Origin of the sequence: Bowmanella yangjiangensis (assembly GCF_018531185.1) — a bacterium.
Classification (GTDB): domain Bacteria; phylum Pseudomonadota; class Gammaproteobacteria; order Enterobacterales; family Alteromonadaceae; genus Bowmanella; species Bowmanella yangjiangensis.
In genome coordinates, this window is the sequence record NZ_JAHDJU010000002.1 from 1,269,365 (window position 1) to 1,295,149 (window position 25,785).

17 protein-coding genes are annotated in these 25,785 nt (G+C 47.0%); 11 read left to right on the forward strand and 6 right to left on the reverse strand.

The annotated features are described in order from the left end of the window. Positions 1-8: 8 nt before the first annotated feature. From prsR to KJY73_RS14865, 3 genes are all read left to right on the forward strand, one after another. Positions 9-1,364: a PEP-CTERM-box response regulator transcription factor gene (gene prsR / locus KJY73_RS14855; RefSeq protein WP_214344485.1), complete on the forward strand. Its 1,356-nt coding sequence runs from the start codon at positions 9-11 to the stop codon at positions 1,362-1,364. A 150-nt stretch (positions 1,365-1,514) separates the two neighbouring features. Next, on the forward strand, positions 1,515-2,909 hold the full coding sequence (locus KJY73_RS14860) for a Na+/H+ antiporter NhaC family protein (protein WP_232848613.1): 1,395 nt from the start codon (positions 1,515-1,517) through the stop codon (positions 2,907-2,909). Further along, entirely contained in the window at positions 2,906-3,580 is a 675-nt protein-coding gene (locus KJY73_RS14865; protein WP_214344486.1) for a M15 family metallopeptidase, read from the forward strand. The genes KJY73_RS14860 and KJY73_RS14865 overlap by 4 nt, the downstream gene beginning before the upstream one ends. Before the next feature lie 50 nt (positions 3,581-3,630). Here KJY73_RS14865 and KJY73_RS14870 read toward each other — a convergent pair whose 3' ends face one another. The 3 genes from KJY73_RS14870 to KJY73_RS14880 are packed head-to-tail and all read right to left on the reverse strand — an operon-like array spanning position 3,631 to position 7,294. Then, a complete protein-coding gene (locus KJY73_RS14870; RefSeq protein WP_214344487.1) occupies positions 3,631-4,725 on the reverse strand; it encodes a dipeptide epimerase in 1,095 nt (364 codons plus the stop codon). A gap of 9 nt (positions 4,726-4,734) precedes the next feature. Continuing rightward, entirely contained in the window at positions 4,735-6,111 is a 1,377-nt protein-coding gene (locus tag KJY73_RS14875) for an NlpC/P60 family protein (RefSeq protein ID WP_214344488.1), read from the reverse strand. Between the two features lie 19 nt (positions 6,112-6,130). After that, positions 6,131-7,294, reverse strand: coding sequence for a DUF819 family protein (locus tag KJY73_RS14880; RefSeq protein WP_214344489.1), 1,164 nt, complete (start codon positions 7,292-7,294; stop codon positions 6,131-6,133). 190 nt (positions 7,295-7,484) lie between these two features. Here KJY73_RS14880 and KJY73_RS14885 point away from each other — a divergent pair, with 190 nt between their 5' ends. The 4 genes from KJY73_RS14885 to KJY73_RS14900 all read left to right on the forward strand — a co-directional run bounded on the left by KJY73_RS14885 (position 7,485) and on the right by KJY73_RS14900 (position 17,235). After that, entirely contained in the window at positions 7,485-10,499 is a 3,015-nt protein-coding gene (locus KJY73_RS14885; RefSeq protein WP_214344490.1) for a TonB-dependent receptor, read from the forward strand. A gap of 218 nt (positions 10,500-10,717) precedes the next feature. After that, positions 10,718-13,708 (forward strand): carboxypeptidase regulatory-like domain-containing protein, encoded by a 2,991-nt coding sequence (locus tag KJY73_RS14890; protein WP_214344491.1) that lies wholly within the window; start codon positions 10,718-10,720, stop codon positions 13,706-13,708. 141 nt (positions 13,709-13,849) lie between these two features. Then, positions 13,850-16,318, forward strand: a complete 2,469-nt coding sequence (gene pbp4b / locus KJY73_RS14895; RefSeq protein WP_232848614.1) for a penicillin binding protein PBP4B — start codon at positions 13,850-13,852, stop codon at positions 16,316-16,318. A 122-nt stretch (positions 16,319-16,440) separates the two neighbouring features. Beyond that, on the forward strand, positions 16,441-17,235 hold the full coding sequence (locus KJY73_RS14900) for a MurR/RpiR family transcriptional regulator (RefSeq protein WP_214344492.1): 795 nt from the start codon (positions 16,441-16,443) through the stop codon (positions 17,233-17,235). Between the two features lie 212 nt (positions 17,236-17,447). Here KJY73_RS14900 and galE read toward each other — a convergent pair whose 3' ends face one another. The 3 genes from galE to KJY73_RS14915 form a co-directional block, all read right to left on the reverse strand. Continuing rightward, the gene (galE, locus tag KJY73_RS14905; protein ID WP_214344493.1) at positions 17,448-18,470 is read right to left on the reverse strand and encodes a UDP-glucose 4-epimerase GalE; all 1,023 of its coding nucleotides are present in this window, start codon (positions 18,468-18,470) and stop codon (positions 17,448-17,450) included. 13 nt (positions 18,471-18,483) lie between these two features. After that, on the reverse strand, positions 18,484-18,771 hold the full coding sequence (locus KJY73_RS14910; protein WP_214344494.1) for a DUF6170 family protein: 288 nt from the start codon (positions 18,769-18,771) through the stop codon (positions 18,484-18,486). Between the two features lie 128 nt (positions 18,772-18,899). Beyond that, positions 18,900-20,444, reverse strand: a complete 1,545-nt coding sequence (locus KJY73_RS14915; protein WP_214344495.1) for a peptide MFS transporter — start codon at positions 20,442-20,444, stop codon at positions 18,900-18,902. Positions 20,445-21,035: 591 nt separating this feature from the next. On the opposite strand from KJY73_RS14915, the gene wecA reads away from it, so the two are divergent. The 4 genes from wecA (at position 21,036) to KJY73_RS14935 (ending at position 25,776) form a co-directional block, all read left to right on the forward strand. Continuing rightward, on the forward strand, positions 21,036-22,103 hold the full coding sequence (gene wecA / locus KJY73_RS14920) for a UDP-N-acetylglucosamine--undecaprenyl-phosphate N-acetylglucosaminephosphotransferase (RefSeq protein ID WP_206594254.1): 1,068 nt from the start codon (positions 21,036-21,038) through the stop codon (positions 22,101-22,103). A gap of 432 nt (positions 22,104-22,535) precedes the next feature. Beyond that, positions 22,536-24,323 carry a polysaccharide biosynthesis/export family protein gene (locus KJY73_RS14925; RefSeq protein WP_232848615.1) on the forward strand — a complete coding sequence of 596 codons (1,788 nt, stop codon included), beginning with the start codon at positions 22,536-22,538 and terminating at the stop codon, positions 24,321-24,323. A 20-nt stretch (positions 24,324-24,343) separates the two neighbouring features. Further along, positions 24,344-25,129, forward strand: coding sequence for an ABC transporter permease (locus KJY73_RS14930; protein WP_206594256.1), 786 nt, complete (start codon positions 24,344-24,346; stop codon positions 25,127-25,129). Then, positions 25,126-25,776: an ABC transporter ATP-binding protein gene (locus KJY73_RS14935; protein ID WP_206594257.1), complete on the forward strand. Its 651-nt coding sequence runs from the start codon at positions 25,126-25,128 to the stop codon at positions 25,774-25,776. Before KJY73_RS14930 ends, KJY73_RS14935 begins: the two co-directional genes overlap by 4 nt. Positions 25,777-25,785 lie beyond the last annotated feature (9 nt).

Consider the following 25,785-nt stretch of genomic DNA (forward strand, 5'->3'; position numbering starts at 1 on the left):
TAATATACATGGAAACACTGCTAGTTGTTGATGACGACCTGGGAATACAAAAACAACTGAAATGGAGTTTCAGCGACTATGAAGTAGTTTTTGCCGATGATCGGCAATCCGCCATTGCTCAGTTGCGGCGTTTCGAGCCAAAAGTGGTGACCTTGGATCTTGGTCTGCCGCCTGATCCTGCAAATGCTTCAGAGGGGCTGGCAACCTTGGCCGAGATTCTTAACCTAGCGCCTCAAACCAAGGTGATTGTCGTCACAGGTAACAATGACAAAGAAAATGCGCTTAAGGCCATTCAGTTGGGCGCATACGACTTTTATCAGAAGCCTATTGATTCAGATACCATTCGCATACTCGTTAGCCGTGCAATGACGCTGTTTGACCTGGAGCAGGAAAACCGTCAATTGGCGCAATCATTACCCGCTATGGGCAGGATTATCGGCAGCAGCGAATCTATTCAACAAGCCAGTCGCAGAGCAGAAAAAATTGCTCAGACCGATGTGAGTACGCTTTTGTTGGGTGAAAGTGGTACAGGTAAGGAAGTATTTGCCCGCTCTATCCACGACTTAAGCGCCAGGCGTAACAAGCCTTTTGTGGCGATTAACTGTGCCTCAATTCCTGAGAACCTGCTTGAGAGTGAGCTGTTCGGTTATGAAAAAGGCGCTTTTACCGGTGCTAACAAAACCACCCCGGGTAAGATAGAGACTGCTCAGGGCGGCACTTTGTTCCTGGATGAAATCGGAGACATGCCTATTGGCCTGCAAGCCAAAATGTTGCGATTTTTGCAAGAAAGGGTGATCGAACGGGTTGGCGGGCGTCATGAAATTCCGGTGGACATCCGCGTGGTTTGCGCCACGCACCGAGATCTGTCATCTATGGTGGCAGAGCAAACCTTCCGTGAAGACTTATTTTACCGGGTCAGTGAAATCACTATTCGAATTCCTCCGCTCAGAGAGCGGGGCAGCGACGTGGTGTTGTTGGCGCGTACCTTCCTGGGGGCTTACAAAGATGAATATGGCTCCAAGGTCAAAGGGTTTAGTGAGGATGCCATTGAAGCCATGATGCAGCATCGCTGGCCAGGCAACATTCGCGAGTTGCAAAATAAGTTGAAGTCGGCAGTTATCCTCGCCGAAGGAAACCTGATTCAGGCCGATGATATGGGCTTAACGGCCGGGCAAAATGGCACAATGCAGAATATTAATTTGCGTGAGGTACGTGAAGAGGCGGAGAGCCGGGCAATCAGGCAGGCTTGGCACTTGGCTGAACAGAATATGTCTAAAACCGCAGAGTTACTCGGCATCACTAGGCCGACCTTGTACTCGTTGATTGATAAGTACCGGCTGGATGATATTAAACCCAGCAACTGACATTACTGCCGTTAAACGTAGATCTCAGACAGATCAAAGATAACTTGGAATAAAGTATTGTAATTGGTTACTTTGTGTGGAATATAAAATCCATTAACCTCTGTAAACAAAGCGCCCTGCTCGGGGCCAATAATAAATAAAGGTGTTCATTTGTCTGATTGGTTAACTATTCTCCCCCCTGTTCTAGCCATCGTTGTGGTATTTTGGCGCAAGGAAGTCATCCTTGCATTGATGGTTTCATTGTTCTGTTCGGAATTGTTGCTGTTGGCATCATCTGGAAGCAGCCTGGTTCAGGCCGGCATGATGGGACCGTTTCAAACGTTGGAACGAGTTGTTGCGGTTTTTAGCTCAGCCGGTAACACCCGGATCCTGATCTTTTCACTGCTGGTCGGTGCACTGTTAGCCTATATGCGTTATTCCGGTGGCGTAACAGCTATGGTGGAAAAACTGATCAATAAAGGGGTGGCCAAAAGCCAACGCCAGGTAGGCTTGCTATCCTTCTTTTCCGGGGTCGTTGTATTTATTGAGTCTAATCTCAGCGTGCTAACGGCGGGTATCTTATCCCGCGGGTTGTTTGATCGTTTTAAGATGAGCCGTGCAAGGCTAGCTTATATTATCGATAGTACCAGTGCACCCATTTGTATATTGATCCTGTTAAACGGCTGGGGGGCTTATGTACTGGGTTTACTAGGCAATTATCCCACTGAGCAGTCGGCTGTATCTATCCTCATTGGCACTATTCCAATGAATTTTTACGCCTGGTTGACCCTGTTATTAGTGCTATTCACTATCCTGACCGGCAAGGTCTATGGCCCGATGAAAGAGTCGGAGCGCCTGCTTAACCAAAACCAGGCCCACAGTGAAATTGATTTTGAGGCGACTAAGGCTCGTTTCATGATAGTGCCACTGCTGACCATGGTACTGGGTATGCTGGGTTTTATGTACTGGACCGGCGATGGGCAGATTACGCAAGGGGACGGTTCTAAGTCTGTACTTTATTCCACCACTCTGGCCTGTATGGTGGCCTATGGTTTGATGCTGCAGTCAGGTCGCTTTAAGCACAAAGATCTGGTCGATATCGGCTTTAAAGGAATGGGGGAGTTGTTACCCCTGGTGTGTATCGTTTTACTCTCACTGGCCCTAGGGAGCAGCCTAAAGTCGCTTGGTACGGGTGATTTTATCGCGGGCATTGTAGCTGAATCCTTACCCTTGTTTTTGATTCCAGCCTTGTTGTTTTTGGCTGGCGGACTGATCTCTTTTACCACTGGTACATCTTGGGGAACTTTTGCCATCTTGATCCCTATCGGGATGCCAATGGTGTTGAACCTGGGATTACCGCCTGAGTTGATTCTGGCAGCGATTTTGGGCGGCGGCGTGTTTGGTGACCATTGCTCGCCCATATCCGATACTACTGCAGTAAGTAGTATTGCGTCAGGTTGTGACTTGCTTGAACACGTACGCACGCAGCTCCCCTATGCTTTGTTCTGCGGTGTATTAACACTAGTGGCCTATTTGCTGGCCGGTTTGTTTTGGATTGGACTATGAAAAGAAAAATCCTGCTGACTGTGATGATGGCGTCTGGCTGGGCAACGGCCCAGTCGATGCCGGAAGATTTTGCCGATATGACAGCTATGCTACCCGACGCGGTATATGACATCCGCTATCACGGCAGCAATAACTTTGTTGGTATGCCTGTTGATGGTTATCTGGCACCCAAGTGCATATTACAGGGGAAGGCAGCCAAAGCGCTGGTAAAGGTTTCAGAGGCGGCCCAAGCGCAAGGCTATAAGTTGAAGATCTTCGATTGCTACAGGCCAACACAAGCAGTAGCACATTTTATGCGCTGGGCGCAGGACTTGGCTGATACTGCCACTAAAGCGGCGTATTACCCTAACCTTGGCAAAGACAAGTTGGTGGGGGAGTATATTGCTGAACGCTCGGGCCACAGTCGCGGCGCGACCCTTGATTTAACCTTGATGAAGCGAGATAAACAAGGTGAGTGGGTAGAACTGGATATGGGTTCGCCATTTGACATGTTTGATGTGTTGTCTAATACCGAAAACCCATCGGTTACTGACGCCCAACTGCAAAATCGTTTTACCTTGCGTGCGTTAATGGAAGCTCAGGGCTTCACCAATTACGATATGGAATGGTGGCATTACTCTTTATCACCACAACCTTACCCAGATACTTACTTCAATTTCCCCGTTGAATAAGATGAGTTTATTAAGGCCTGCTTAGCGGCAGGCCTTAGTTCTTGCCGAAATCAGCGAAGCATTTCCAAGCCCTTGATCTCTTTGATACCCAATCCAGGGGTGTTTTCTATACTTATTTCCGCGCCATTGAATTTCACATTGCCGACCACTGGGTCAAAGGCGCAGAGTGATGGCCCATCCAGATCCACTTTGGTTATCACGTGAGATTTCGCTACCGCTAGGTGTGCTGCTGCCGCGACACTGATACTGGTTTCCAACATACAACCTATCATGCACTGAACATCAAAGGTTTCAGCGATATCTGCTATGCGTATCGCATTTGAGATTCCGCCGGTCTTCATCAGTTTGATATTGATAATATCGGCAGCGCGCATCTTGATGAGATCTATCACTTCTTTGGGGCCAAAGGTACTTTCATCGGCCATAACGGGGGTATGTACACGCTCGGTAATGTACTTCATACCTTCCAGGTCGTAGCCTTTGACCGGTTGCTCGACCAATTCAAGACGCACACCTGCGTCCTCAAGTTTAGTCAGCGCGTATACGGCCTCTTTGGCTGTCCAACCCTGATTGGCATCAAGACGAAGCAATGCTTTACCTTCTACAGCTGCATAAATCGCTTTGACTCGCTCTATGTCCACGCCAATGTCTTTGCCGACCTTTATCTTTAACGTCTCAAAGCCTTGGTTAACGGCATCGATACTGTCTTTTACCATCTTATCGATGTAATCGACACTGATGGTGATGTCAGTGCTGATGGTAGGTTCGCCGCCGCCCAGAATTTTGTATAAGGGCGTATTGTAGCGCTGAGCAAATAAGTCATAGACCGCAATTTCTACGGCAGCCTTAGCACTGTAGTTCTTAACAATACTACCCTGTATCAAGTGTGTGATTCGATTGAGATCTTCTATCTCTTCACCAATCAGCTTGGGTTTAATCATGGTTTTGATGGCTTCAATAATAGAGCCATGAGTGTCACCCGTTATGACTGCAGTGGCAGGGGCCTCACCGTAGCCCACATGGCCGGTATCTGTTTCAACAATAACGATGACATCTTCGACTTTTTCTACCGTCCTTAATGCGGTTTTAAACGGGGTCTTAAGCGGTACCCTGAGCATGGCAAATTTGATATCGGTGATTTTCATATAAGACCCTTAGCGAACAGACTTGATGGTGTAAATCCGATCCAGATAACTGGTGGACTTAGATAGGTGCAAAGGCAGTAGCGGCGTGACTGACACACCGTTCAAGCCACCCTGATAGTAGTTACCCTGCTCATCCACATAAGACATGCCATGCACATCGTGAATCACATAGGGCTGACCCTGTTCCTCGCCCAGATACATAACAACATGACCAGGAATATAAATGAGATCGCCCACTTGCAGCTCTTTTAAGGCATTTAATTTGTCCTGAACCGGGCTGTCGGCATCAAAACGGATATTTTGTCCGAACGCACCATTCCCTTGTTCTCCGGAATTGCGCGGCATCAAAATGCCGAAGGTACGGTAAATTTCCGACACAAAGCCTGTGCAGTCCCTGGCGTTGTAGTCATGTCCCCAGCCATAACGCTCGCCCAGAAACTTAAAGCCCTGTTGAATAATATTGGCTTTGTTAAACGGCAGATAACCTTGATGAAGGTCTTGGTTGCGGCTGATTAACGCTGGTTTGAAAGACAACTGGCCACTCTCTTCACGATAGGGAAGTTTCACCACATAACTAGCGTAAGGATTTTGCCCATATAAATAGTGTTTGACCGACTGGTTATCCAGCAGCGGCATCCGCACACCCATATCCAATTGTTTCTCAGACAGCTGGGGCGCTTGTGGGTTGTAGTTGGTAAATACCTTGGCGCCTGTCACAACTACAAATGGTGCCTGTTGTCCGTAGCCAAGCACTTCTTCTTTGCTACCTAAGGCAACCGACGACTTAGGTAACCAGGCCAGATAATGATAGGCCCTGGCCAGATACCACTGGCCATCTTTACTTTCGTGAAAAATGGCCAGCGCATCCCCCGGAAACAATCCGGTTTCAATGAAACGGTCGATATCCAGATCCATCGCTTGGTTGTAGGTTTTCTCGGCAGAGGGAAAGCGGCGCATATTGGTGCGCTCGGTAACCAAAGCAAACCTAATCGCGTTCTGTGGCTTAATTGCTGCAACGTTGAGGTTATCAAGATAACGCTGATAGTCTGCACTGCTTAGTTTAGTGCCATCGGCAAAAAATCTGTCACTGCTGGGAACGGTACTGATTTGGTTGATGGCCGCCTTGAGAGCATCAGCACTTAAGCGAGCGGGTAACTCGGACAGATTCTGCAATTCTTCTTGCTGCTTAAAACTGCGTTGGTTGAGTGCATTAATTTGCAACTCGTTGAGCAGCACAGTCTGCGCATCTTCCTGCTTTAGTTGCCAGTATTCAGCATGCAGGTGCTGGGGTTGAATACCAATAACATCAGTATCCGCAAAGGCTTGGGGCTGATAACTAGTAAGAGCAAAGCCAAAAAGCAATAGTAAAGAGTGTAACTTAATCATAGTTTTTCCATTCTCAGTGTCAGATGGCCGGCAACAGGTTACCAATCAAAATGCCTCCCGCTGTGCCGACTATATAACCTAGCAACGCCATTAGTATACCAACGGGGATAAGGCTGCGTGAGTAAGAGGCGGCAAGAATTGGCGCCGAGGCAACCCCACCTATATTGGCCAATGAGGCAACGCCACAGGTAAACAAATCCAGCTTGAATAGCTTAGCCAGTATTAACATCACTATGGCATGCAGCAGAAGGATAAGTAGGCCTGAAAGAATAAATAAGGGAGCCTGACCGATGTTTGCAATGCTGCCTCTGGAGGCGATCAAGGCAATCAGCATAAATAGCATCAGCTTGGATAATTCGCGGTCTCCACCTAATCGCTTCAGTGGTGTTTGCGCTGCGATTAGGCCAAGTCCGGTGGCAATAACCACCTGCCAAGCCGTGCTGTTGAAAAACATGTTGGTTGGTAGCAACTGGCCTAAACTGATGGCGCTGGTTGATACCAAGGCGCCACAGCCTAACCAGAATAGCAGTGAAGCGCCATTGGCGGGGGCAATGCGCTGTTCGTCCAACTGTGCCGCAACCTGTGAAAGCCGTTCGCTGTCTGCACCACTCCAGCGATTGAACTTGGTGGCATGGGGAGTAAGGGCGAGCAGAATAAATACCCACACGGCATAGTCGATAGAATCCACCAGCAGCGCATAGCCCATGGCGTCTTCATTGATGCTGAAGATCCCTTGCACCGCCACCATGTTACCTGTGCCTCCCAACCAACTGCCTGCTAAGGCCGCAAATGTTTGCCAACTGTGCTCTGGTAGCCAGTTTTTGGTAAGCATGTACACAACAATAATGGCCATAACGATAGACGTTGAGGCTGCGAGAAAGGTTAGCAGTAGCCGGGGGCCTAGTTTGGCAATGATGCGCAGATCCGCTTGTACCATCATCAGGAAAATCATGGCCGGCAACAGACTTGTCTTGGTTGCTTTATAAGCTTGGTCTATAGCTGGGCTGGCTTGCCAGACTGAGAGGGTGGCTGCACAGAGAATCATAAAGTACAGCACAACTACGGCAGGTACGAGGGAGAAGAAGCGTCGCCCTACCTTTTCTTCCAGCAAAGCCAATAAGCCGGCGCTGGCCAGGATCAAGGTCATAAAACCTGTGACGGATTCGATGAGAGTAAACGGCATGCTCTGCAATGGGCCTCCTGCACTTGTTTAATAAATACACATGATGATTATCTAGGAATATTATTTCATATCAACTTAAAAATAATAATAAATTATTTACAAGTGCCATGTTGGTGATATTTTATCCAAGAGCAGTTTTGCCTCTGGTATCACTAGCTCAAACGAAAAACAATAAAATCAAGGGGATAACATGTTGAACAAAAAACTGAAACGCACGGCTCTCAGTCTGGCAATATCCGGCATGCTGGGAATTAGTCTGATGCAATACGCCGGTACCGCTATGGCGGCAAACAACGACGGTGCCATTCACGGAACCGTGAGTAATGAGATGGCAGAGCATCTGCAAGATGCCCAGGTCACTATTGTAGACAAGGCGACAGGTATTAAACGTTCGGTCACGGTTAAGTCCGATGGACGCTTCCGCTTTCCCCGTCTGCCAATAGGTAGTTACGAGATTACCGTGCAGAAAAACGGTTACGAAACACTGAAACTGGACAATGTGTCGGTGGGAATAGGCAATGCCACGACGCTTGAACTGACGATGACCAGTGGCGATGTGGAAGTTATCTCGGTATCAGGTGCCCGTATTGCCATGATTGATACCACGTCCACCGAATCAGCATTAAATATTTCAGCCCTGGAGCTGGAGCGATTGCCTGTAGCCAGAAGCATTAATTCGGTCGCTTTGCTTGCCCCGGGCACGGCTGGTGGTGGTCGCCATGGTGGCTTGTCTTTTGGCGGGGCATCGGGTGCTGAAAACGCAGTCTTTATTAATGGTTTAAACGTAACAGACCCTGAGCTGCCTACCAGCTATTCCAGTGTTCCATTTTCTTTCTACAAGGATTTTCAGATTAAAACCGGCGGTTATTCCGCTGAGTTTGGTCGAACTACCGGGGGCGTGGTCAATGCGGTGGTGAAATCTGGTACCAACCAATTTGAGTTTGGTGCCGATGTCTACTATTCACCGGATGCTTTACGTGGCGATGGTAAGAATACTTATGACAAGCTAGGGCGTAAGGTGGTTAACCGAGAGAATGACAGTAACGACAGCTTAACGGCCTCTGTTTACGCTGCCGGCCCGATCATTGAAGACAAGCTGTTTTTCTTTGCCTTATATGAACCGCGTTTGGTGCAGAGTGATAGCTGGAACAGCACCGATACTCACTTGAGCAAATATGAGGATGACTCAGGTTTCTGGGGCGGCAAGCTGGACTGGTATATCACTGACGATCACTTGCTTGAGTTTATTGCCTTTTCAGATGAGTCAGATGGTACAACGGATATCATTAAAGACGGTGTTTTGGATTCGACCACATTAAGCAGTAGCGGTGGTAAGAACTATATTGCTACCTATACCGGTCACTTTAGCGAAGACTTTGTGATGAAGGCTATGTACGGTGAGCTGGAACGTCAGTATCGGAGCAATGCTACCACAGCCTTAGAATGTAACCGTGTCATGGATTACACCAAGCTTGGACCTATTTTTGATCTTAGTTGTACATCGCTGGGTATGACGGATGACCGGATTAACAAACGTGAATCCATGCGTTTGGATTTTGAATGGAACATTACCGATGCACATTTGTTGCGTTTCGGTATGGATTATGAAACCCGCATTACCCAGATGGATCGCGCCTATCCAGGAACTGAAGCTACCCGCTATGAGATTCGAGATGTGGTACCGGGTGGGTCGCTGAACGGTGAAACCCTCAGCGATGAATACGACTACTATGTTAGGGCGCGTACCCGCAAGACATTTGGCAATTTTGAAACCGAAACCTCAGCCTTTTACGTTGAAGATATCTGGTCGGTTACCGATACCATTACGCTAACCCTGGGTGCCCGTTATGATGAATTTGATACCACCGGCGCTGGCGGCACCGGCTTTATGAAGGTCGATGGTATGTTCTCTCCGCGAGCAGGCTTTGCCTGGGACGTCAGTGGTGATGGTGAAACCAAGGTATTCGCAAATCTCGGACGTTACTACTATCCGCTACCTAATTCACTGGTGGCGCGTGAAGGCGGCGGCACGGTTGATGTTTCCAACTACTACTATATGGAAGGTGGCTTGCTGGTTGATGGTGTATGGAAAGGTGGTTTTACTGAGAATGTCATTTCAACCGGTCAGACGAATCTTACGCCTAATCTTGGTCCCATCATTGGCGAAGCCATTCAGTTTGGGGCCGTGGAAGCCGCAGAGGATCAAAGTTATCGCATCGACAACGACTTGGAAGCCAGCTATCAGGATGAAGTGATATTGGGTATGGAAACCATGCTTAATCAGGACTGGCGCCTGGGAGGTCGTTTGATCTACCGTAAATTTGAAAATGCGGTGGAAGATATGAAGGTTTATCGTAACTGGGGGGACTGTGATTCACCCGGCACCTGGTTGATTGGTAACCCAGGTAAAGTGATCAGCCTGCAACTGGAATGTAATGGTCAGATGCAAACGGTGGAAGTGGACCTGGGTAAAGAGCAGATTCAGGCTGGCCATCCACAGAATAAAACCGACCAGGACATAGGTAGCCCGGTGCCATTTAGAAAATACGGCGCCATGGAGCTGGTATTGGAAAAACAATGGGATGACCTTTGGTCATTCTATGGTTCTTATACTTGGGCGCATAGCTGGGGTAACTACGAAGGTGGGGTAAACAGCGATACTACTAACAATGTGGCGGGTTGGTTGGAATATGGTGACGATCCAATGTATCTGGTCGGTGGCTACGGTAACCTGCCCAATGATGTACGCCATCAATTCAAACTGCGTGGTGCTTATGCAGTGACAGATCAATGGACTATTTCCTCGTCGCTGAATATGTCTTCTGGTCGGCCCTTGAATGTGAGAGGAGTAGGGAATCCTTATACAGAGGATGAGCATTACTATATGAACTGGGTTTGTGTGGATAATTGTGAAGGCGATGACAGTGCCAGCCGCGTTTATAATGCGATACCCAGAGGCTCATATGGCCGCACTGATTGGCTGATCTCCCTGGATGCCAGATTGTCTTACAAGACACAAATTGCGGGCATGGATACCAGGGTATCGCTGGATGTTTTCAACGTCTTCAATACTCAGGTTGTTACACGCACGGATCAGTTCCTTACCGAAGTAGATAGTGTGGGGATTCCCAACGATGACTTCGGGGTGGCAACTGCTCTGCAGGGCCAACGCTCTATGCAGCTGAGCGCTTCAATCCGATTCTAATCGCTGTGTGTAGATAAAAAGGGGCATTTATTGCCCTTTTTTTAATTAGTGTGTGGCAAGGGTTTGTCTATTCGAAATACTTATTTCTAAGTAGTCCGATCTTAGGAATAAAATATTTAAATCTTGTTAAAATGGTGCTAGGTTTAAGTCAGCTAAGTAATAAGCTGACAACAAGTGCATTGAATAAAAAGTACAACTGAACCTGGGATAACCTAAACATGAAACTCAACAAATCTGCTTTTAACAAAAGGCGCCTGGCATTGGCAACAAGAAGGGCGTTACGTACACCGCTTTATTCCATGTCTGCCCTGGCGTTGGCGAGTGCAATGGTATGCGCTCCGGCTGTGGCTCAGCAGGCTGGTGGGATTAAAGGAAAAGTCGTAGGTGAGCAAGGAGCTGCGGTGGCCGGCGTAACGGTAACCGCAACCAGTAGCGTGATGCCAAAACCTCGTACAGCGACAACGTCGGAAGATGGTAGCTATAACTTGCCGCTTTTGATTCCAGGACGCTATGAGCTGACCTTTAAGGCTGCCGACGGTACCGAACGCAAGGCGGTGGCGAATGTATTACTGGATCAGGTATCGAACGTCAGTATCGTGTTGGCACCTGCAAGCGCTGATGATACCGAGGTCATCCAAATTATCGGTAGCGCCATTGTCCGTGAAGGTAACTCCTCTTTGACTAACTCTATCGGTGATGATGTTGTGGAAGGCTTGCCGGTAGGACAAAGTTATCGTGATCTGTTTAAGTTAGTTCCCGGTGTTCAGTATTCTGAAAACAGCACCTTAGGTCCTGCAGCCGGTGGTTCGGGTGTGGATAATAAGTACGGTTTTGATGGCGTAGATGTATCGCTGCCGTTGTTTGGTAACTTGGCTTCCGAGCCATCCACTCACGATATCGAAATGGTGTCTATGGAGCGAGGTGGCGCCAAAGCCATCGGTTTTAACCGCTCTGGTGGTTTTGCCATGAATACCAAATCAAAGTCTGGTACCAACGAATTTAGAGGCAAGATCGAATATAAACTTCAAGATGCCAATTTTTCTGCAAGCCCTGAAGAAGGTATTGACCAGGAGATCGACAAAAGCTGGGTAACCGCTAACTTTGGTGGCCCGCTAATTGAAGATGAACTGTTTTTCTATGCTTCTTACTATCGTCCGGAAGAAGACGGACAGAGCAAAACTACAGCTTATGGCGACGTTAAGCCTTATAAGAGTGTCAGGGATGAGTACTTTGGTAAGTTAACCTGGGCTCCAACCTATGAGTTGCTGCTCAATTTAAGCTATAGAACGTCTGAAAAGGAAGAAACGGCCGCTTCTATTGGTCAGTATGAAGCTGATACTGCTTCTGCGGGTAATACCGCTGACCAGAACGTATTGATCTTCGATGGTTCATATATTATCGATGACTACACCACACTGAGTTTTCAGTACAGTGAATTCGAGCTGGAAACCGCAGGGGTACCTGATACTAAGTTGAGCGTTGTTCCTACTATTGGTGGCTCCCTGGATCTGGCTAACCTTGATCAAATGGGGTATTTGAACGTACCGGAATTAAAATCTGATGAAGGTTTTGATAACGCCGGTGCACAAGCCTTGATTGATAAATACGGTTATCAGGAAAATGGTGTTCGTCGCGGCGGCGGTGGCGTCGGTGGTTTCTTCCAATACGATAATATTAACTTCTATCGTGACACCTTCGAGACAGCACTTAAGCATGAAATGATGCTCGGAGAATCAACGCACAACCTGCATTTCGGCTTCAAGTGGATGGAAAGTGAAGAGCAGCTCATTCGTGATTCAAACGGGTGGGGATCTATTTCTTACATTGGTGGACTGGAAACCGCAGGAGATGGAACGCCAATTTACTTCCGTACTTATACGCAGCAATCTACCTTTGGCGATATTGAAAGTTCTGTGCCAGCCATTGTGTCTTCCATTGAAACCTATAGCTTCGAAATCAATGACACTATCGAGCATGGCGACTTTACCTACAATATCGGCGTGCTGATCAGTAAAGATACTTACTATGGTCAGGGCTTACGTGCTAAAGATGGTACGGTTTCCGGTTTTGAAGTGGCACCAGGCAATAAATACAAGATGTACTCAATTGACTGGAAAGATTTGATTCAACCGCGTTTAGGGGTGGAGTGGCGTTATGATGGTGAAAATACCGTATTCGCTAACTTTGCCCAGTACAATCCTGAGGCCAGCTCTTTAGCCCGGGCCGCATCCTGGGATAGAAACGCTCGTCCTCAATTGGAAGTGTGGTTCGATAAAGACGGTAACTATATTGAGTCAACCCCAAGGGAAGGCTCGTCTGGTAAAGCCTTCCAGGACAATATGAAGCCACGCCGAGTTGACGAGTTCACTATTGGTACTACCAAACAACTTACCGATGAATGGTTCTTACGTGGCCATGCAAGATATCGTGAGGGATCGCATTTCTGGGAAGATGTGCCTAATACCGCGCGTCTGTCAGGCACTTATGGCAGTGGTTCCGTTCCTGCACACATTGCTGACAAAGGTCTTTACGTAGATAACCTGGCGGATATCCGGGCAGAGATTGGCGGTTCTTCCTACGTTATTGCTGAAGTTGATGATGGTCAGACCAAGTATTGGGAATTGAGCCTGGAAGCCGAATGGAATGGTGACAACACTTACCTGAATGCGTCCTATGTATGGAGCCATTACTACGGTAACTTTGACCAGGACAACACCACAGCAAACAACGACGCTAATACCTTTGTTGGCTCGTCAAACTACAATGATGGTAATGGTCGTTATTCCTGGGATAACAAATACGGAACCCTCAGCAGTGACAAGCCGCATCTGTTGAAAGTGTTCGGTTATTACACCACCGACTGGAATGCCAATATTGGTGCTTACTTGTTGTACCAATCAGGGCAGCCATGGGAGAAGTGGGATCCAACAGTGTATGGCTATGCCAGCACTGTATCAGCGACTAACCGTTATGGTGAGCCAGCCGGCAGTCGTCGTGGACCAAGCCACTGGCAGTTGGATTTGAACTATACCCAAGATTATCAATTGACCGATGATTTTGTGCTGAAGTTCAGAGCTGACCTGTTTAACGTGTTCGACCGTCAAACTGGCTATAGCTTTAATCCATACGCGTTCTCAGAAAACTTCGGAGAGCCTCGTAGATACTACAATCCTCGTAGGTTGCAGGTTTCTGTGGCGGTGGAATTCTAAGCAAAATAACTGGCCCTGCTTTGCAGGGCCATACTCAAAATCCTCGCCGTTGGTCGGGGATTTTTTTTAAGTAGCCCGCCAGCTCTGCGGGTGCGAGACAGAGCAGTACACTACACAAGTAAACTAAGATAAGAGATCACTATGCCGTTTCAGAAGGGAATTATTCACCGTACCTTGGTTGGGTTTGCCACCATGGTAGGTTTGGTAGGATGCAGTAGCTTTTCAGTGCAGCAAATGCCATCACAAAGCTATAACCACAGAGTACAGTTCCTGGTCATGCATTTTACCGCCATTGATTATCAAAAATCGGTGAATGCGCTGGTAACGGGTAAACATGTGAGCTCTCATTACCTCATTCCTGAACGATTTGATCCAAGCTATCCAGGCGGCGATGATTTGCAGGTATACCAACTTGTCGATGAACACGATAGAGCCTGGCATGCCGGCAGAAGCTATTGGCAGGGGCGGGAAGACCTTAATGACCAGTCCATCGGCATTGAAATTGTTAACGTTCCCCGTTGTGAGCGCCCTATGGGCCATCATTTTATGGACCCCGAGCAAAGCAGTGAACATGGTGACGGGCGCCTGTGTATTTTCCCAGACTATGATCCCAAACAGATTGAACTTTTAGTCAAGTTGTCTAAGCAGATATTGGAGCGTAACCCTGATATCGGTCCAACCCAGGTAATAGGTCATTCAGATATTACTCCCAGTCGCAAGAATGACCCCGGCCCGCGCTTTCCCTGGTATCAGTTATATAAAGAAGGTATTGGCGCTTGGTATGACAATGACACGGTAAATAAGTACTGGCAGCAGTTTAGTCATACCCCACCCAGCCTCAGTTTGTTGCAATCAGCGCTGCGTGCCTATGGTTATGGCATTCTGGAAACAGGCGAAATGGATGGTCAAACCTTAGACACATTATCAGCCTTTCAAATGCACTTCTTGCCCTGGCATGTAAGTGGTGAAGCATCGGATAAAACGGCCGCAGTTTTATTCGCTTTGCTGGATAAGTATTTCCCTAAGAAACTGGAAGGCTTGATGAGCCGCTATGCCAAAGAACAAGTGGCTGAGCCAGTTTTGATAACCCAGGTATTACGTGGGCAGATAGACGAAGATTTCCCCCAGCCAGAGCCCAGCACCAGAGTATTTATCAATGATCGTCGTGTGTTTAAAGCCTATGCAGGTCAGGGCGAAATCATTATCGACAGTCAGGATGCGCAAAGTGCGGATATCTATATCAATGATCAAAAACTGAATATTCAGCAGCCATTTGAGGCTAATCAGCAATATCGCTATTCCCTGTCAAAACGCACTCATAATGGCACTAACACACTGAAAATTGCCAATGTGCAGCCGCAAGGGGCGAGTATTCGCGTCACTATTCCTTATCCACAATTACAGCCAGCAGATAACAAGGCTTACAACTTTAAAGCCGTTGATACTCTGATTCAGGATGATATCGCCAAAGGCTTCCCTGGTGCCGTGCTGATGGTGGTGAAGGACGGCAAAGTGATCAAACAGTCGGCTTATGGTTACTCACGGCGTTATGATGAAAGTGGGCAGCTATTGGCAGCCCCACAGACAATGCGCACAGACACCCTGTTTGATATGGCTTCAAACACAAAAATGTATGCGACCAACTATGCGTTGATGAAACTGGTGAGCCAAGGGAAACTGGATATCAATAGCCCTATTGCGGATTACATTCCTGATTATAAAGGCGGTGGTCGCAATGTCAGAACGGTAAAAGATCTACTTGAGCATACAGCGGGATACGCCAGCGAAGTGCGCTTCTTTGATCGCAATAATGCCTTAGGCGAGCGATTTTTCTCCCAGAATAAGGCGCGTACCGAGCAGTTGCTGATATCTCAGGTGCCTTTTGAAACCGGCCGACATGTTCGTACCTTATACAGCGATACCGACTATATGCTGCTCGGGCTTTTAATTGAGCGTATCTCCGGTATGCCCCTTGATGCTTACGTGGAAACGCAGATTTTCCAGCCGCTTGGATTAACCCATACGGTGTTTAATCCCTTGCATAAAGGATTTAGCAAAGGCCAGTTTGCCGCCACCGAGCTGCAGGGGAACAGCCGTGACGGTCGCCTGAGTTTTGACAATATCCGTACTTATACCTTGCAGGGTGAAGTGCATGATGAGAAAGCCTTTTACGCAATGGGCGGCGTTTCCGGCCATGCTGGTATGTTTTCGACTGCGTCAGATATGGCGGTCCTCACCCAAATTCTGTTGAATCGTGGTGGTTACGGGCAACAGCAGGTATTCAGTGCCAATGTACTTGATCAGTTTGCTAAAGCCTCCGACGCTGATATCACCCAGGGCTTGGGCTGGCGCCGCGCTGGTAATGGGGAAAGGGCATGGCATTTTGGTCCTTATGCCAGCCCGCTTGCCATCGGTCACACAGGTTGGACTGGCACAGTGACTGTAGTCGATCCTGCCTACGACCTTGCCATTATTCTACTGACCAATAGAAAGCATAGCCCGATTGTTGACTTAGAAAACGGCTATGGTTTTAGTGGCGATGAGTTTGAAACAGGACGCTATGGCAGTGTGATCTCACTGGTTTATGAAGCCATCTTGGGTAAGCCCTAATTCTTTTAGTAATAAGGAATTAAGGGATGACCCAAGCAAAAAAACAGTTATGCTATGGCGTTATACCCTTAATAAAAAAACGCATGACCAGAAGCTGGATACAGAGGCGCTAGGGAGAGAATTTGACCTGTTTATTAAAGATGCAAGCCATGCGCGAAAACATGTCGTCCAGTGAGAAAAGGCTGGCTGACTTTATATTGGATAATACCCACTTATTGCGGGATTACTCATCACAGCAATTAGCTAATGCGGTGGGGGTCAGCCAATCCAGTGTGGTTAAGTTTAGCCAGAAGATGGGGTATCGGGGTTATCCTGACCTAAAGCTGGCGGTTAATGAGAGCCTGGCCAGGGGCCTGGGCCTGCAAAACCAAAACGGCTCATCTGACAGCGATTCTGAAAGGGAACTCATCAGCGATCTTATCCGCCAGGAAGCCATGAAGACCATTGACTACCTGGCAGAAGTGGAAATATCTGATGCCTTTAGCCAGGCGCTGGCAGTATTGATTAATGCCGCATGCATACAAGTACAAGGAACGGGCGAGGGGCATTATCCTGCGACTCGACTTGCACAGGGGTTATGTCAGTTGCCCAAGCAAGTTCAGCATGTAAGCGATCAGCGCCTGGATTTATTGTTGGCTGAGCAAGCTGTCGAGAACAAGGTGTTGGTGGTAATTAGTATTGATGACAGTGATAGTCATCTGCAGGAGCTTATTAGAATCAATCGCAGCCATAGGGCTAAAATCATTGGCATTTGTAAATACGGAGATACGCGCTTGCCCAGTTTGTGCGATATCACCTTGCAAATGCTGGTGGACAGTCATCATCCAGATGTTGTGGTGCCACCGCAAGCTATCAATCTCTCTTACTTGGTGGACTTGCTGGTATTGTCCCTGCAAAAAGGCACTGCGAAAGGTTAGTTTGTACTCACAAATACATTTGCCTGTCTACTGGCTTTTAGCTTTAAGCGCTGCGAGTACTTCGCGGTGTGAAAATGATACTGATAAACCCGCGAAGTGCACGAAAGATAAGAAGGTCAGGGTTCTCCCTGTTCTAGGCTCTTCTTATCTTCGTATTCTCAGTATTTTTCGTGGCAGGAAATAAAATCCATATCACCATAAAGGCCAGTGGTTTACAGGCCTTTATAGCCATCCGGGTTTTGCGATTGCCAACGCCAGGTATCTTGGCACATCTCCTCAATGCCTTTGGTGGCTTTCCAGTCTAATTCCTGTTCAGCCAAACTGGCATCGGCATAGCAGGAGGCCACATCACCGGCGCGGCGTGGAGCAATCAAATAAGGTACGGGTTTGCCGCTGGCTTGTTCAAAGGCTTTTACCATATCCAATACACTGTAACCTTGTCCTGTGCCGAGGTTATACACCTTTAGTCCGGCATGTTGTTGCAGTTTATCTAGTGCTTTTAAGTGACCGGCGGCCAAATCTTCTACATGGATATAGTCGCGTACTCCCGTGCCATCGGGAGTAGGGTAATCATCGCCGAATACATTTAATACTTCTCTACGCCCGGTGGCGACCTGCGCAACAAAAGGCATCAGATTGTTGGGAATACCATTGGGATCTTCACCAATACGACCAGAAGGGTGGGCGCCAACCGGATTAAAGTAACGCAACAGGGCGATGTTCCAGCTGGGGTCGGCGTTGAACAGGTCTTTAAGGATCAACTCGACCATTAATTTGGACTGACCATAAGGGTTCGTTGGACTTCCGGTAGGCATGGACTCCACGAGTGGCAGTGACACCGGGTCGCCATATACGGTTGCAGAGGAGCTGAACACTAGGTTTTTAACACCATGAGTCTGCATGGCCTCACAAAGCACCAGGGTGCCATAAACGTTATTCTGATAATAACGCAGCGGTTGTTCTACTGATTCACCGACGGCTTTGAGGCCGGCAAAGTGGATAACTGCGTCAATTTTTGACCCGGAAAACAGACTGTTAAGTAGCGCACTATCACGAATATCACCTTGGACAAAATCAAGGGACTTACCGGTAAGTTGCTCAACTCGCTTCAATGACTCGGCCGATGCATTGCAAAGGTTGTCCAATACTGTGACCAAATGGCCTGCTTCCAGCAGTTGTAAGACGGTATGGCTACCTATGTACCCAGCGCCACCGGTAACTAGAATTCGAGACATTTCTTTACCTTCCTTATTGGTTATCTGATAGATATTTTTCACATAATGCGTATTGAACCGGTTTAAGCACGAGTGGATACGCCATAATGACCAGCGCCGCCCAAAACAGTGCCCACCAGTTGTCACTTGCTCGCATAATAAAAACAAAAAGTGGCAATAAGATCAGCAGCTTTAATATATTTAACAGCATCTTCTCAGGCAGACTGAGTTTGCGTGCAGCCTGATTCAACCTGGTCAGCCTTTGATTTAACGGTAAGTGAGAAAGTGCCGGTATATTGCGGCTTGATAGGTATAGCTTCATGGCAAGTCAGCTGGCTGAAATCGTGGCGCAAGCATACCTGAAAATTACGACCTTTTCAGCTCGACCAGAATGTATTAAGCCTATACGTAAAATAGAAACGCCCGGCTGACCGGGCGTTCTTTGATTTATCAGGCGTTGGTTGGTTGGCCAACGGGGGCCTGGGGGGGAGTGTCCTGTTCTGGCTTATCTGCCAGTTTTTCCCAATGCCGGGTTTTCAGCGCCAGTAGGAAGACAACGATACCCACAGCAATGCTAAACAGCGTGATCTGCATAAACAGATCCGGCATTTCAGCTGGCTTTTCAGGATCAAAGTTACCGGCAAGCAGACCAGCAACTACGTTACCAATGGAGTAGGTAAGTACAAATACCCCCATCATCTGGCCAGCCATTCGCTTAGGTGACAGCTTACTCACGGCGCTTAATGCGACCGGGCTTAAGCAAAGTTCCCCTACAGTGTGCAGGAAGTAAGTAGCAATTAGCCAGAAGGGCGCCACTTTAAGGCCGCTCGCAGCCAATTGTGCAGCAATAAACATCACGATAAAGCCAGTGGCCATAATGATCAGACCAATGGCACTTTTAAAGCCGTACGATGGATTGATCATGCGCTTACTCAGGTTAATCCACAGGGCTGCGAAGAAGGGCGACATAATTACCAAAAAGATCGAGTTAGCCGACTGAAACCAGGCTGTCGGGATTTCGAAGGTGCCAATCATGCGGTCGGTCAAATCACGGCCGAACAGGTTCAGAGAGGAACCGGCCTGCTCAAACCCTGCCCAAAAACAGGTGGATGCCACACATACCAGAAACAGGGCCAGCAAACGGCGGGTTTCATCACCTGTTAACTTGCCGAACATGAAGATTGCGGCATAGTAAATCAGGAAAACAGCAGTAATGGCGATAGCAACATACTGCGCCATCACCACAGGATTAACACTCAGTTGGCCGCTCATCATCAAAAAGGTAATAACCGCCAATGCAACAAGGAAAGCAACAATTACCATCCAGCTAGTACGCACCGCTCCGGCTGATAGCGGCTCAGTTGGCCCATTTCCAATGTTGGCCAATTTGGGCAGGGTCTTACGATATTGAATTAAACCCAGACCCATACCAATGGCTGCGGCACCAAAGGCCCAGTGCCAGCCCATGTTAGTTTGCAAGTAACCACAGATGAAGTAGCCGATAATAGAACCGATGTTGATACCCATGTAATACAGGGTGTAACCCGCATCACGGCGCTGGTCTTCTGCGCTGTACAACTGGCCTACCAATGCGCCGATATTGGGCTTCAGCAATCCGGTGCCTAATACCACCAGAATTAAGCCGAGGAAGAATGTCTTGTCAGAAGGTATAGCCAATACAATATGGCCGGACATAATAATTAAGCCGCCATACCAAACGGCTTTTTGTCCGCCAATCAGACGGTCGGCCATCCAGCCGCCGGGCAAGCCCATAAAATAGACAGCACCTGTGTATAAACCATAAATAGCCGTCGCAGAAGCCACAGTGATAGCGAGTCCGCCTTCCTGTAAGCTGGCGGTCATAAACAATACCAGCAGTGCGCGCATGCCGTAGTAGCTCATGCGTTCCCACATTTCAGTGAAAAACAGGGTGGAAAGTCCGCCGGGATGGCCAAAAAAGGCAGTATCTAGATTGTTGTTTGAAGGGGTTGTCATTAGTGCTGACCTCCGCAAAAATTGCCGGCGGCCGGAAGACCGGAGTCGGATGGTTTCATTAATCCTTCCTTATTTAATAATAATTATCAGGAATCAAACGCTTAGCCGGTCACCAGACTGTAGAGGTACAAAAACCAGCCAATACGCACGCTGCAAACGCTCGGTTATACCGTTCACCTCAGTTGAATGCAAGTGTATTGCGGTAAGTTCAATAGCTGAGCTCTGTGGTTGATAGGATCTCAAAACCTATTGCAGAGGACTCTTACCAGATGCGCATTTTGTAGCATATTGTAGCTGGTGGTAAAGGCGCTGCTTTGCTACCATTTCGCATCAGATGTTTTGTCGGTCTGGAACCTGTTTACTCAGCTTTCCTGGGTTCGCATAACTGGAACAGATTAGCACCAAGTTTATTATTAGTTTTGTCGTCGCAAAGATATTTGACGTATTTTGAAATTTTATTATTTGCGCCCCCAATTTTTCTTGCTGAGAAAATCGTGAAGATTAGAAAGATAAATGAATGTAGAGCGTCGGATGTTATTTCTTGTTATGGCTGATTGTATCTTTATTTTATTAGAGCCAAGGAAATAATATATGTTGGCGTATCTTGAGATAATACCTTTATTCACCGCATTTTTTGTGGCGTTTTTATCTTTGGTTGTAATGACTCCTTTTGCGCGCCAACTGGGTTTGGTTGATTCGCCTGATATTAGGAAACGCCACACTGGTGTGGTGCCATTAACCGGCGGTGTTTCTATATTCCTGGCGGTATTAGTTGCTAGTTTAGCTACCGATGCATGGATGAAAAACTATCCTCTATTTTTTACAGCATCGGCAGTGATTATTTTATTAGGTATGCTGGATGACCGTTTTAATTTAAGTGCAAAGGGACGCTTATTTTGTCAGTTTGGTGTTGCCTCCATCATGGCTTGGAGCGCTCAAAACTACATCACCGATTTAGGCGATATTTTAGGTTTTGGTGAGCTCTACTTGGGCACAGCCGGTTATTTTTTTACACTTGTTTGTGTTGTTGGTGTAATTAATGCCTTCAATATGATTGATGGAATTGACGGTTTGGCTGGTGGAATGAGCCTGGTCGTGTTGTTCTCCGTCGTATTTCTAATGTTAATGTCGAATAATGGTGGTGCAATTATGGCGCCGCTGATTATCATTGCTGCTATTGTCCCTTTCCTTGCCTTTAATCTTAATATCAAAGGGTTCCGCGGTAACAAGATTTTCATGGGAGACTCTGGCAGTATGTTTATTGGCTTAACCATTGTTTGGTTGCTGGTAGAGTTTACTCAGGGGAACAAACCAGCAATGCGTCCAATCACCGCAGTTTGGTTAATTGGATTACCTCTTATGGACATGGCTGCAATCATGTATCGCCGGGCTAAGCAAGGCCAGTCAATGTTGAGACCAGATAGACAGCATTTGCATAATATTTTTATGCGGGCCGGATTTTCCCAGACAAAGTCTCTGATAATTATTGTGTGTTTGGGGGCGGTTTACTCGGCGGTCGGAATCAGTGGCGAATTGTTTAATGTATCTGAGTCTGTAATGTTTTATCTTTTTGTAGTTGTACTAATCCTTTACAGCTTTGTGTTACAGAATATATGGAAAATACTAAGAATCGTCAGGCGTTGGAGAAAACGCGTATAATTCGCCAACATTGTGTTGGTGATTTTTAATTATAAAATCTAAAAATAGCGACATGTTTAAAAAAAATATTTTGGTTATTTTTTCTCTTTCATTTATGTATGGTTGTGCGTCTGCACCCGAGCAACCTGTCTCTACAAGGGCACTTGTAGCCACCACAGCTGAAATTGATTATCGAACCTTACCTTCGTCCTACACCAACTTGTTAAGTTCTCCTAAGACTACCGATGTGCAAATTGGCAACTTCACTGCAAGCATTGGTGACCTATATTTTTCAGCCGCTGGCTATCCATGCCGGAAGCTGAAGTTTCAAAGTGACACTGCTGCGCAAATCAATCTTAACGTGGCATGCCAGCGAAAGGCAGGAAGCAACTGGTCAATAACCAGGCCTGTTCTAGCAAACGATACACAGGTTTGGATAATCGAGAATAATTGATGAAGAACTTAACCGCATTGTTATTTGTGATGTTATGCGTTGTTTTCGTTCATAACGCTGCTGCACAGTCTGCCTCGAGCCAATCTTATTTAAACGATGGCACTGCCACGCAATCTTTTGTTCCTAATGCCACAGTGCCCCAAATGCAGGCGCTGCAAAGCGATCAGGGCAGCAGAATCGATGTTTCTCAATACATGCAAAAAGGTGGGTACGGCTATCCATTGCCTGGTCAACCTCTAGCGGGGCAGATTGGCGCTGATCCAACTCAGGTGCAAGCATATGGAGCAAATCTGTTTTTTGGCAACTTTGAGGCGCAGAGAAGCGACGGTATCAACCCTGACTACAAAATAGCCCCGGGAGACAAAATATCGATTTGGCTTTGGGGAGCAGTTAACTTTGCAGAAGTGTTGACCGTTGATAATCAGGGCAACATTTTTATTCCTGATGTTGGCCCTGTGAGGGTAATCGATCTCCCCGCCGGCAGTCTCAATAGCGCCGTAACTGAGCGAATCAAATCGGTCTATGTAAGTAACGTTAATGTCTACGTTAATTTACTGGTTGCCACACCAGTCAGTGTATTTGTGTCTGGTCCCGTACAGCGACCTGGTAAGTATGCTGGATTGACGTCTGATTCTGCGCTCTACTATTTACAGCGTGCAGGTGGGATTGATCCTCAAAGAGGAAGTTATCGACATATTTCCCTGATAAGGGAAGGTGTCGAAGTTGCAACTTACGACCTGTATGAATTTCTTAGAACCGGGCGTTTAGATTCTGTACCGTTTAAAGACAATGATGTTTTACTGGTTGGTCAGCAAGGACCTGTTGTTACAGTAGAAGGTGCTGCACGTTACCCATTCAGGTTTGAACTGGACAAAACGGTTTCTGTCGGTAGAGACCTAAATTTTTATGCCAGACCACTCAGCAAGGCAAGTCATGTAGGTATCTTCGGCGACAGGGATACTGGTCCTATCTCCGTGTACTTGCCGTTAGCAGAGTTTGACGATTTTCAGGTTAAAGACGGTGACCGGGTCTTATTTAATGACGATTTAAGAGCAGACGTGATTAGCATTAGAGTGTCCGGTAGCTATCTTGGTCCCTCGTTTTATGCAGTCAAAAGAGATGCGCGTTTGCTGGATTTGTTGGACTACATTCAGGTTGATAAAGAACAGGCGAACATCAAATCAATTTACATCAAACGAAAAAGTGTCGCAGAAGCACAGAAACGTATGATCGAAGAGTCATTACAACGACTAGAACGTAGCGTATTTACCGCACCCGCATCGTCTACCGGGGAAGCCGGTATTCGCGCCGAAGAAGCAAAATTGGTGGCCAGCTTTGTTCAACGGGCCAGAAAAATAGAGCCTTTAGGTAAGGTGGTGATTTCATCCGGAAACAATATTGCCAACGTTCGGCTTGAAGAAGGAGACGAGATCGTTATTCCGATCAAGAGCGATTTGGTTAATATTGCCGGCGAAGTACTTCTGCCTCAGGCCGTGGTATACAACAAAGATGCGAACATCAGTGACTATATTGCATGGGCCGGAGGATTTACCGAGCGTGCTGATCCGGATCGGATCGCGGTAGTTCATGCAAACGGACTGACAAGCTTTATGGAAGTCAGCGATGGTCGTGGTTGGTATTCTGCATCGGTGCAAGACAACATCAAGCCTGGAGACGAAGTGATTGTTTTACCCAGGGTAGACACCAAAGTGTTGCAAGCAGTGAAAGATATTACGCAGATAATCTACCAAATTGCTGTTGCAGCGAATGTTGCGCTTAAAGATTAATCTCTGCTCAGGTTCACGCTATGAGTAGCATTGCTAAACGCGGTCCTTGGGGAATATGGAAAGATGTGATCTTTGCGCTTTTCGCAAGGGAGATTCGCGTTGGCTTCAACGATAAGTTAGGTATTGGCTGGGCTATTATTCAGCCGGTCTTGTTTATCTTTATTTTGTCTTTCCTGCGTGGGAGGCTAAATGGTGGAGAAACCCACGGCATTCCTACGTTTGTCTTTATGGCCTTCGGCATGGTGCTGATTCAGTGTTTTCTGCAAACTTTCCTGGCTGGCGCGAAGGCAATTAAGAAAAACAAAGCGTTGTTTGCATTCCGGCAAGTTCAGCCAATCAGCGTTGTCCTGGCGAGTGGACTGTTTGAGCTATTGGTAAAAATATTCGTCAGTCTGGGAATGGGACTGATGATGTATTTTCTTGATCTGGAATTACAACTGTCGGACCCGTTGAGTCTGATGTTTTATTTTTTTTCCCTCTGGTTATTCTCGTTATCTCTTGGGTTTATTGTCGGGCTAGTTGGTTTGTATATTCCTGAGGTGGATAAAATACAGAACCTGATGACTCGACCACTTTTTTTCATCTCAGGCGTATTTTTCTCGCTGCAAGATTTCCCGCAAGAATATTGGTGGCTGCTTGATTGGAACCCAATACTCCACGCTATAGAGTTGAGCCGCTACGCAGCATATCCTACATATGGTCAGGTCGGGGTAAGCAGCACTTATCTGGCTATGTCGGTGTTAACCTCTACCTTTTTGTGTTTGTCCATTTATCAGGCGTATTGGAAAAAGGCCATTTCCAGATGATTAGTTTGGTCAATGTCACCAAGTTTTATAAGACCAGCTTGGGCAATAAGTACATATTCAAAGATCTCTCCTTTGATATTCCAATTGGGCACAATATTGCCATTTTGGGATCAAATGGAGCGGGGAAGTCAACATTGTTTCGTTTGCTTGCTGGCAGTGAATACCCGAACAAAGGAAAAGTACATTGCACTTTGAATGTTTCCTGGCCGGTTGCTTTGGCGACTGGAATTCACCCTGAAATGACTGGTAGAGAAAACACGCGCTTCATTGGCAGGGTAAATGGAGTAAAAGATTTAAATCGTTATGAAGATCGCGTGAAGCGATTTGCGGAGTTGAGAAACAACTACGAGTTGCCAGTGAGAACTTATTCAAGTGGCATGCGTTCCAGATTGGCTTTTGCCTGTTCTATCGCCATTGATTTTGATGTCTATCTGATAGATGAAGTGACGTCTGTCGGGGATGCTGGATTTAAACGTAAAGCCAAGGAAGCGCTGTTGGAGCGCAGTAAAAATGCCAATGTCATCATGGTAAGCCACGATATGCGAGATATTCGCCAGTTTTGTGATAGTGCAATTGTATTACACCAGGGCGAATTAACTTTTTATAACGATTTGGATGAAGGTATCCGGAAGTACCAGGCGCTTTAAAAAAATGAC

Bases quoted from the DNA above. Each gene is read 5' to 3' on its own strand.
- prsR (WP_214344485.1), top strand. From the start codon at position 9: ATGGAAACACTGCTAGTTGTTGATGACGACCTGGGAATACAAAAACAA.
- KJY73_RS14865 (WP_214344486.1), top strand. From the start codon at position 2,906: ATGAAAAGAAAAATCCTGCTGACTGTGATGATGGCGTCTGGCTGGGCA.
- KJY73_RS14870 (WP_214344487.1), bottom strand. From the start codon at position 4,725: ATGAAAATCACCGATATCAAATTTGCCATGCTCAGGGTACCGCTTAAG.
- KJY73_RS14875 (WP_214344488.1), bottom strand. From the start codon at position 6,111: ATGATTAAGTTACACTCTTTACTATTGCTTTTTGGCTTTGCTCTTACT.
- KJY73_RS14880 (WP_214344489.1), bottom strand. From the start codon at position 7,294: ATGCCGTTTACTCTCATCGAATCCGTCACAGGTTTTATGACCTTGATC.
- KJY73_RS14885 (WP_214344490.1), top strand. From the start codon at position 7,485: ATGTTGAACAAAAAACTGAAACGCACGGCTCTCAGTCTGGCAATATCC.
- KJY73_RS14890 (WP_214344491.1), top strand. From the start codon at position 10,718: ATGAAACTCAACAAATCTGCTTTTAACAAAAGGCGCCTGGCATTGGCA.
- pbp4b (WP_232848614.1), top strand. From the start codon at position 13,850: ATGCCGTTTCAGAAGGGAATTATTCACCGTACCTTGGTTGGGTTTGCC.
- galE (WP_214344493.1), bottom strand. From the start codon at position 18,470: ATGTCTCGAATTCTAGTTACCGGTGGCGCTGGGTACATAGGTAGCCAT.
- KJY73_RS14910 (WP_214344494.1), bottom strand. From the start codon at position 18,771: ATGAAGCTATACCTATCAAGCCGCAATATACCGGCACTTTCTCACTTA.
- KJY73_RS14915 (WP_214344495.1), bottom strand. From the start codon at position 20,444: ATGACAACCCCTTCAAACAACAATCTAGATACTGCCTTTTTTGGCCAT.
- wecA (WP_206594254.1), top strand. From the start codon at position 21,036: ATGTTGGCGTATCTTGAGATAATACCTTTATTCACCGCATTTTTTGTG.
- KJY73_RS14925 (WP_232848615.1), top strand. From the start codon at position 22,536: ATGAAGAACTTAACCGCATTGTTATTTGTGATGTTATGCGTTGTTTTC.
- KJY73_RS14930 (WP_206594256.1), top strand. From the start codon at position 24,344: ATGAGTAGCATTGCTAAACGCGGTCCTTGGGGAATATGGAAAGATGTG.
- KJY73_RS14935 (WP_206594257.1), top strand. From the start codon at position 25,126: ATGATTAGTTTGGTCAATGTCACCAAGTTTTATAAGACCAGCTTGGGC.